This is a genomic window from Flagellimonas lutimaris, assembly GCF_003581615.1.
Taxonomy (GTDB): Bacteria; Bacteroidota; Bacteroidia; order Flavobacteriales; family Flavobacteriaceae; genus Flagellimonas; species Flagellimonas lutimaris.
The window spans coordinates 1-6,966 of the sequence record NZ_QXFH01000073.1; the positions used below are offsets into that span (position 1 = coordinate 1).

Genomic DNA, 6,966 nt, shown 5'->3' on the forward strand with positions numbered 1-6,966 from the left:
TGAATCAATAAAACATTTTCAACCGACGTTCCAGTATTTTGGAATACTTTTCTTTCATGTCATCGGAAAGAAAAGAAATCGATATAAGATCCTCCCATTTCTCCTTTGCCTGAAATATATCCTGAAGTATGGTTTCAATGGTTTTTTCGTTCAATTGTAATCGCTCCTTCGCATAGTAATCCGTAAAGTCTGACGCTTTTAAATTACTTTTTTTTCCTTTCAGGGTCAATGCAATTTCTTCTTCAGGGTTTTTAATCGCAATGGAGGAGTTCAACAGATCATAAGCAGGGGCCAACGTCGTTTTGCCATTCTTTGTAATTAGGGAAAAGTTTTTAAGGTGCATATCCTCATTTCCAGTCACAAAACAAAAAACTATTCTCTTGAAGAATTCCACTTTCTCAACCTGGAAACGCCGGACATAGTATACCACCTTCGCCGGACCAAAGTGAGCATAGCTGGCCGGTGAAAGTGAGCCACCCGCGCCGGACGAAAGTGAGCCACTTTTGGACCTGATCTGTCTGTAATGTGCCAAAGGTCTTTTTTTTGTGAAAAAGGACCATGGCGAACAAGCAGATAGACATGCGAAAAATAAAACGGATATTCAAGCTCCACACCTCGGGTGTGAGCAAACGGCGGATAAGCCAGCAGTTGGGCATCTCCCGCAACACGGTGGCCAAGTACATCGATTTCTTCAAACGTTACCGCCTGACGGCCTATGAGGTGGAGAAGATGACCTTGGAGGAACTGCACGGCCTCTTCAAGACCGACCAAAGGCCAATGAGCCCAAAACTGGTCGAGCTACAGAGGTACTTTCCCTACTTTGACAAGGAGATAAGAAAGACCGGGGTGACCCGACAGTTGCTCTGGGAGGAATATTATGCCAAGCATCCCGATGGGTTCAGGCTCTCACAGTTCAAGTACTGGTACGCCGAATGGCAAAAGGAGGCCTCCCCCGTGATGCGGATGGAACACAAGGCCGGCGACAAGCTGTTCATCGATTTCACGGGCAAGAAGCTCACCATTGTCGAGAGGGACACCGGGGAGCTCAAGGAACTGGAAGTGTTCGTCTGCATACTGGGCAGCAGCCAGTATACCTACGTGGAGGCCTGTGCCAGCCAGAAGCTCGAGGACTTCATCCGCTGCACCGAGAACGCACTGTGGTTCTACGGCGGTGTGCCGAGGGCACTGGTGCCCGATAACCTTAAATCGGCCGTTACCAAGAGCAGCCGCTATGAACCAAAGGTCAACGAGGTGTTCGCCGACTTTGCCGAGCATTACGAAACGGCGGTCCTTCCCACGCGCACCTATAGGCCAAGGGACAAGGCCATAGTGGAGAACGCCGTGCGCAATCATCTACACAAGGGTGTTCGCGCCCTTACGGAACGAGACCTTCCACAGTGTGGCCGATATCAACACCGCGATCCGGGAACTGTTGGAAAAGCACAACGACATGTCCTTCAGGGGAAGGGAATACTCCCGACGTTCACTGTTCCTCGAGGTGGAAAGCCGGGAACTGATGCCCCTGCCCGAAAAACGCTATGAGATAAAACGGTACGCCCAGGCCACCGTGCACAAGAACAGCCATATCTACCTTGGCAGGGACAAGCACTATTACAGCGTACACTACAGGCATATCGGCAAACAGGTAAAGCTTGTCTATACCGACAGTATGGTCGAGGTCTACCATAAACATGAAAGGCTGGCCGTGCACCGAAGAAACAGGAAACGTTACGGCTATACCACTTTGGCCGAGCACATGCCCTCCCACCACCGCTTCGTCAGCGAATGGAGCAGTGAAAGGTTCATTGCCTGGGCGGGAAACATAGGGGAAAGCTGCCAAGGCTACATCATGGCCATATTGGACAAGAAGCAGCATCCCGAACAATCCTATAAATCCTGTCTTGGCGTACTGCACCTTGCCAAGAAATATGGCAGGGACCGTCTTGACAGCGCCTGTAGAAGGGCAACGGAATATGGTGCATATAATTACAATATGGTCGAGCGCATCCTAAAAAAGGGCTGGGACAAGCTTGATGAGGGCGCCGATGATAATCTGGAAATGCCCGAGCACCAGAACATACGGGGCGGAAAATATTATGAATAGGGACAAATACTTAAATACTACATATGAACGAAAGGACAATACAACAGATGAAGGAGCTCAGGCTCCATGGCATGCACAGGGCATTTGAAACGACCTTGGGGCCCAACGGAACGGACACCGACTATACCAATGACGAGATCATTGCCTACCTCGTACAATGCGAGTGGGACGACCGCCATAACCGCAGGATAGAACGCCTGACCAGATCGGCGCGCTTTAGGTATGCTGCCGTTATGGAGGCGGTGGATTACAGGCCTTCCAGACAATTGGACAAAAACCAGGTACAGCGCCTTGGCAACTGCGATTTTATCAAAAAAAGGGAGAATGTCCTCATTACCGGGAGCACCGGGGTCGGCAAAAGCTATCTGGCCTCCGCAATCGGCCACCAGGCCTGTTCCATGGGGAAAAAGGTCATGTACTTCAACACGGCCAAGCTCTTTACCATGTTGAAGACCTCAAAAGCGGACGGTTCCTATCCTAAACAGATAGGCAAGCTTGAAAAACAGGACCTACTGATACTTGATGACTTCGGGCTCAAGCCACTGGACAATATCAACAGGCATGCGCTCATGGAGATCATCGAGGATCGTCACGGACAGAGATCGACCATAATTGCATCACAATTGCCCGTATCAAAATGGCACGACATCATCGGGGAGAGAACTCTGGCCGACGCCATACTAGACCGTTTGGTACACACGGCACACAGAATCGACATAAAAGGTGAATCAATGAGAAGAAAATTGAAAAATAAAAACTAAGTTTAACCCACGGACAGGTCAAATCCAAGCAGTTGATTTACACTGCTCACTTTCGTCCGGCGCGGGTGGCTCAGTTTACCCGGCTCATCCATAAAATAAGAGCGGTGGTAGTTGACGATGAATTACTTGCTGTAAAGAGAATCGAGCAACTATTAAAGGACCATCCCGAATTTGAAATAATAGCTTCCTTCACAGAAGCGGACAAGGCTATTTCGAAAATAGATTCACTTGATCCAGATGTACTTTTTTTGGATGTAGATCTCGGATATATGTCCGGTTTCGACATATTGAAGAAAATCAAGTCCACACCATTGGTCATCTTTGTGACCGCCTATGACAAACATGCCATTACCGCATTTGACCATTTTGCCTTTGATTTCCTGCTCAAACCCTTTAAGGATGAGCGCTTCAATAAATGTATCAACCGGGTGGTGCAATTACATTTGAACGACAGCAACCTGGAATACGAAAAAAGACTGAAGGATTTGATAGACCACATCAGCCAATCCAAAAAGGATACCTCTTTCAATTCCGGGAAGATCATGGTCAAATTAGGCAATAAGATTCAGCTCATCCCGACCAAGGAAATCATGTATATACGGGCATCAGGATATTATTCGGAAATATTCACACAAAACAAGAAGCACGTTTTAAGGGAGTCCTTGGCAAATCTTTCAAAACACTTAGAGCCATACCCATTTGCAAGGATCCACAGATCAACCATTGTCAACTTCGATTATATACAAGAGCTGATTAACTCCAACTATGGGGAGTTGGATGTTAAGATGAGCACCAATATACTTTTACGAGTCAGTAAAAGCTATAAAAAGTCCTTTCTAAAAAAATTGGGTGTACAATAAACAGGATAAATAACATTAACGAGGTTCCTCAAGCTCATATCCAATCCAAATAATTTCAAATGGTACGATCATTGCTTTTTTGACCAGAAATGAACTGTTACACCAAATTTTTTAGAATAAAGTTCAATTGAAGTGATGGATTACAGTCGATGCACACTTTTAAACTACTTCCACTATATATTTTTCCAAAAGAGTCCGGGTGAAAATAGTTGTGTTAAAATTTAATGCGAATTCAATTTGTCAAATTCAGCCGCCGGTAAAACCAATGTAGTGAAGCCATTGGTTATAAGCGCTTTTTGCAATCCAAATCTTTTAACGAGGACCTTAAAATAATGTACATCGGCCAAACTTGGCGCCATTGCCCCGATATATCCATTACTTGGTTCTTCATAATGATTGTGAAGATGATACATTAATTTCCAACCCTTTTCAAGAGCTTCTTCCACATGGGCTATGATAGGTTTTGGTTTTGGTGGCCAAGGTTGGTCATTTGCCCCAAAATAAACCCTTACAAGGTCCCGGTCCACATTTATTAAAACAAAACCATGGAATTCTGTGGGCTGACTGAACAATGGGAACCTGCTGGCCTGGTAATTAAGAAGCTCTGCTTCTAAATAATTTAAATCTCGCACTTCGCCAATTTGATTCTTATGTATCAACTCAAAGTTGCTCAAACCATCTGGATTTCCTTCTACGATACCAAGGGATGATTGAATACGTTGGTTATCCAATATATCCTTCAGCACCGACGGACCGAGTTCATCGGCAATGGAATCTTTATATGCCCGGAGATAGCTGATTTCCCCCAAATCTTCACTGAACAGATATCTTGAACGTTCAAATTCCCAATATTGAAATATTTCGGGACCGTTTTCAGAAATTACAACCGGTGGCTTTTCGGTCAAGGACTCCAATTCAAAATCCTTTTCCTCCTTACAGCCTAAGATTAGCACCAACAAGTAGAATACACTGAATATTTTTTTCATTTTTTTTGATTTGTTACCATGCTGCAAGAATTATTCATGAATCTCACAAAAGACCTGACATTCGAGGCATAGAACAAAAACCATCATAGTCTTTCATAGGAAATCTCGCTACCATCAAAATACTTCTTGATCAACATTACTTCACCCCTATTTTCCTTGAAAATCAACCTGAATCGCTCATCGGAATTTAACTTAAGGCCAAAGGTGTTTTCGTTTAGGGGAATCATCTGATAGGAAAAGCCCATCTCATCATTATAATATAAAGTACTATCCTTTTTCCCTATCGTAAGGTACCCGTAGTTGCCAACATAGGTATTTATCAATGAATCGTTCAACTTGACCGGTGTTTTTCCCAAACTCTTGTTGTACCAGTCCTTAAATGAACTACCATGTGCTTTTTTTATAAGGTCTAAGTGGGCCTGCACAATAGCATTATCGCTACGGATGTCCGGAATCACGCCTTTATCCTCTATATTCACATTAAATGGATTCTTCTGCTTTCCTTTACTGGCCAATAAATAAAGGGAATCATTAATGGGGTAGTATTCTGCCAAGTTTACCAGACCCATGGTGGTAGTACCATAAACCTTTCCCAGTTGGAGATTTTGAAAGGCCAAAGCACAAAGCTCCGCCACTGAAGCTGTTCTTTCATTGACAATAATCCCCAATGGCATATTCATTAATTTGTGCCCCTTTACCTCTCCACGGGTAGTATATTCAAAACTTTTATCGATAGATGGCACATAAAAGCTATCATAGAGGGTCTTGTTCTCAACGAAATAACCCAAAAGATTTGAAACTGCATCAGGATGCCCTCCCCCATTGTCACTTAAATCGATTATAATACCGTTTGTATCCTTTAGGAGGCCTAGAGCATTGGCCATCTGACCATAGTACTCCTTATTCGGATTGGGGAAAACGGAAAGTTTAAGATAACCGATGTTACCCTCTAAAACATCGACTTTAAGAATTGATGATTTACTCCAAGGTAATTTCTTTGAAGGTGAATTGGTCATCACTTGCAAATGCCTATCATTCACTATTGAACGGATATCCCTATTCACCCTTGCAACAAAAATAGTATTATCCAACCCTTCATATTTTCCAGAGCTTTTATTTTCCTTCAACATCCGGGATAATTCAGTTGCAATTTCCTTATCCACATAATTTTTTTCAAGAATATTGGTAATCGAGCTAATAACATCTTGTTCCTCCTTATTTACTTTATGATCCGTTGTGGTATGACATGACAAAAAAAATAAGAATACCAAGACCACAAGCATATGAAACAGGTAGACCTGCTTTAATTTATTATGGACTTTTGATGATGATGATGATGATGATGGTTTCATTTTGATTGATATTGAATTAATAAATGACACGAGGATAATTATTAATTCCCAACCCATACAACAGAATGCTATCAACAACCCTATTTTGATTTGAATGACTCTATTTTTGATGTAAGTGCATTCATAAGGTTAATTAATTTACTAGGAGATGTTAAACCCCAATCGAATTATTGAAGAATTAAGAACGAATAGAATTGATAAGTTTCACTAGCGAGGACAAAATCAAGTAAAACAATAAACCTTTTATGGTAAACTATTCGGAATAGCATAAAACCTGGAAAAACTGAAAATCCATGTTTTATAGGACTTTGCAGAGATAGGTTCCAGTGCCTCCGTTTCATTTTCAAATACATTAAATACCTCCTTGCCGATGTACACTTGTAACCCCCGTCCGTACAGTTGTTACAAAAAGCATACGTAATCGGAAAAAATCCGATTATCTAATCAAGAAATTACAATATGAAGTTGCATGTATAGAAAAACACATCATAGGCAAACGTATCACCATGAATATAAGATACTTTGAAATGAATCAATAAAACATTTTCAACCGACGTTCCAGTATTTTGGAATACTTTTCTTTCATGTCATCGGAAAGAAAAGAAATCGATATAAGATCCTCCCATTTCTCCTTTGCCTGAAATATATCCTGAAGTATGGTTTCAATGGTTTTTTCGTTCAATTGTAATCGCTCCTTCGCATAGTAATCCGTAAAGTCTGACGCTTTTAAATTACTTTTTTTTCCTTTCAGGGTCAATGCAATTTCTTCTTCAGGGTTTTTAATCGCAATGGAGGAGTTCAACAGATCATAAGCAGGGGCCAACGTCGTTTTGCCATTCTTTGTAATTAGGGAAAAGTTTTTAAGGTGCATATCCTCATTTCCAGTCACAAAACAAAAAACTA

At 42.3% G+C, this 6,966-nt stretch carries 8 protein-coding genes; 4 read left to right on the forward strand and 4 right to left on the reverse strand.

Annotation, left to right across the window (positions count from 1 at the left end; all coding sequences use genetic code 11):
* Positions 1 to 4: 4 nt before the first annotated feature.
* Positions 5 to 532 (reverse strand): HipA domain-containing protein, encoded by a 528-nt coding sequence (locus tag D2V08_RS11955; RefSeq protein WP_245980578.1) that lies wholly within the window; start codon positions 530 to 532, stop codon positions 5 to 7.
* 26 nt (positions 533 to 558) lie between these two features.
* Between D2V08_RS11955 and istA the strand changes: the two genes are divergently transcribed.
* The 4 genes from istA to D2V08_RS11970 are packed head-to-tail and all read left to right on the forward strand — an operon-like array spanning position 559 to position 3,725.
* Positions 559 to 1,542, forward strand: a complete 984-nt coding sequence (istA, locus tag D2V08_RS17600) for an IS21 family transposase (RefSeq protein WP_245980579.1) — start codon at positions 559 to 561, stop codon at positions 1,540 to 1,542.
* Positions 1,517 to 2,104, forward strand: a complete 588-nt coding sequence (locus tag D2V08_RS17605; RefSeq protein ID WP_245980580.1) for a Mu transposase domain-containing protein — start codon at positions 1,517 to 1,519, stop codon at positions 2,102 to 2,104. Before istA ends, D2V08_RS17605 begins: the two co-directional genes overlap by 26 nt.
* Positions 2,105 to 2,127: 23 nt before the next feature.
* Complete coding sequence (gene istB, locus D2V08_RS11965; protein ID WP_119608405.1) at positions 2,128 to 2,865, forward strand: IS21-like element helper ATPase IstB; 738 nt, start codon at positions 2,128 to 2,130, stop codon at positions 2,863 to 2,865.
* A 32-nt stretch (positions 2,866 to 2,897) separates the two neighbouring features.
* On the forward strand, positions 2,898 to 3,725 hold the full coding sequence (locus D2V08_RS11970; protein WP_245980581.1) for a LytR/AlgR family response regulator transcription factor: 828 nt from the start codon (positions 2,898 to 2,900) through the stop codon (positions 3,723 to 3,725).
* A 221-nt stretch (positions 3,726 to 3,946) separates the two neighbouring features.
* On the opposite strand, the gene D2V08_RS11975 is transcribed toward D2V08_RS11970, so the two are convergent.
* From D2V08_RS11975 to D2V08_RS11985, 3 genes are all read right to left on the reverse strand, one after another.
* On the reverse strand, positions 3,947 to 4,711 hold the full coding sequence (locus D2V08_RS11975; protein ID WP_147374102.1) for a hypothetical protein: 765 nt from the start codon (positions 4,709 to 4,711) through the stop codon (positions 3,947 to 3,949).
* Between the two features lie 83 nt (positions 4,712 to 4,794).
* The gene (locus D2V08_RS11980; protein WP_182835533.1) at positions 4,795 to 6,063 is read right to left on the reverse strand and encodes a S41 family peptidase; all 1,269 of its coding nucleotides are present in this window, start codon (positions 6,061 to 6,063) and stop codon (positions 4,795 to 4,797) included.
* A 532-nt stretch (positions 6,064 to 6,595) separates the two neighbouring features.
* The coding region (locus D2V08_RS11985) for a HipA domain-containing protein (RefSeq protein ID WP_147374107.1) at positions 6,596 to 6,966 on the reverse strand (371 nt) is incomplete at its 5' end.

What these genes read in the sequence shown, in the direction of transcription:
- D2V08_RS17605 (WP_245980580.1), top strand. Translation starts at nt 1,517, where the DNA reads ATGCCCCTGCCCGAAAAACGCTATGAGATAAAACGGTACGCCCAGGCC.
- istB (WP_119608405.1), top strand. Translation starts at nt 2,128, where the DNA reads ATGAACGAAAGGACAATACAACAGATGAAGGAGCTCAGGCTCCATGGC.
- istA (WP_245980579.1), top strand. Translation starts at nt 559, where the DNA reads ATGGCGAACAAGCAGATAGACATGCGAAAAATAAAACGGATATTCAAG.
- D2V08_RS11980 (WP_182835533.1), bottom strand. Translation starts at nt 6,063, where the DNA reads ATGAAACCATCATCATCATCATCATCATCAAAAGTCCATAATAAATTA.
- D2V08_RS11975 (WP_147374102.1), bottom strand. Translation starts at nt 4,711, where the DNA reads ATGAAAAAAATATTCAGTGTATTCTACTTGTTGGTGCTAATCTTAGGC.